This window comes from Marinomonas ostreistagni (assembly GCF_016888445.1).
Taxonomy (GTDB): Bacteria; Pseudomonadota; Gammaproteobacteria; order Pseudomonadales; family Marinomonadaceae; genus Marinomonas; species Marinomonas ostreistagni.
The window spans coordinates 1-1,334 of the sequence record NZ_JAFEKF010000013.1 but is presented as its reverse complement, the minus strand read 5'-3'; the positions used below and the strand labels follow the sequence as shown (position 1 = coordinate 1,334).

The 1,334-nt window shown below is 53.2% G+C and carries 1 protein-coding gene; it reads right to left on the bottom strand.

Translation table 11 applies throughout. The features are described from left to right. On the bottom strand, positions 1 to 1,334 hold a 1,334-nt coding region (locus JQX58_RS15155), incomplete at both ends, for a VCBS domain-containing protein (protein WP_204147682.1).

The window sequence follows — 1,334 nt, the reverse complement described above, 5'->3', positions numbered from 1 at the left end:
CCAGATACGCTCGCATCCTCTTGCACCGCTGCCGTCGCTGCTGTCGCAACTGGCGCATCGTTCGTGCCCGTAATAGTGATGACAATGTTTTGAGGGGTACCATCCGTCGCAGTTAAGGTGATGGTGTCTGTCACCTTATCACCCTGTTCAAGATCTTGTACCTTCGTTTGGTCTAACGTGTATGTCCACGCACCGTTTACCAAAGTCAGGCTACCGTACATACCTTGCACTGGGGTGCTGGTGTCAGCAAACGCTGGACTGTCATTCGCATCCACATCGCTGATGCTGATCGTGCCACTCGCTGTAACAGCTGCGTCACCTACATTGCCTTCCGATACCGAACCTGTGAACGTGCCTGTAACCACAGGCGCATCATCCGTACCTGTGATGGTGATGACGATGCTTTGAGGCGTACCATCATCGGCCGTCAGTGTGATCGTGTCAGTCACTTGGTCCGCTGACTGACCATCTTTCGCACCGTCCAAGTCTTGAACCTTGCTTTGATCCAAGGTGTACGTCCACGCACCGCCAACCAGAGTCAGGCTACCGTAGCTACCTGTTACGGTAGTATTCGCGAACGATGGGCTATCATCCGCATCCACATCGCTGATGCTGATCGTGCCACTCGCTGTAACAGCTGCGTCACCAACATTGCCTTCCGAAACCGAACCCGTGAACGTGCCTGTAACCTCTGGTGCATCGTCGGTACCTGTAATCGTGATGACAATGTTTTGAGCGGTATCATCCGTCGCAGTTAAGGTAATGGTGTCTGTCACCTCATCTCTTATATCAAGATCTTGTACCTTAGTTTGGTCCAGCGTATAGGTCCACGTACCGTCAACCAGAGTCAGACTACCGTAGCTACCTGTTACGGTAGTATTCGCGAACGATGGGGTGTCATCCCCATCAACATCGCTGATGCTGATCGTACCTGATGTCGTAATCACATCACCTACATCGCCTTCAGTCACTGCGCCAACAAGTTTACCTGATACAACTGGCGCATCGTTCGTGCCCGTAATCGTGATGGTTAACGTCGTGGTGTCAGTCGCACCTTTGTCATCGGTCACCGTCACTGGTACGACGATCGCTTGTGTCTCACCTTCGCTTAAGCTGTCGTAAGACGACGCGTCGAACGTGTAAGTACCATCGCTGTTGAAGGTTAGGCCTGTAGCCGTTGAAGTCGTGCTGAACGTCAGGCTTGCACCGGCTGGTAGATCCACATCCGACGCCGTAACCGTACCAGATACGCTCGCATCCTCTTGCACCGCTGCCGTCGCTGCTGTCGCAACTGGCGCATCGTTCGTGCCCGTAATCGTGATGGTTAACGTCGT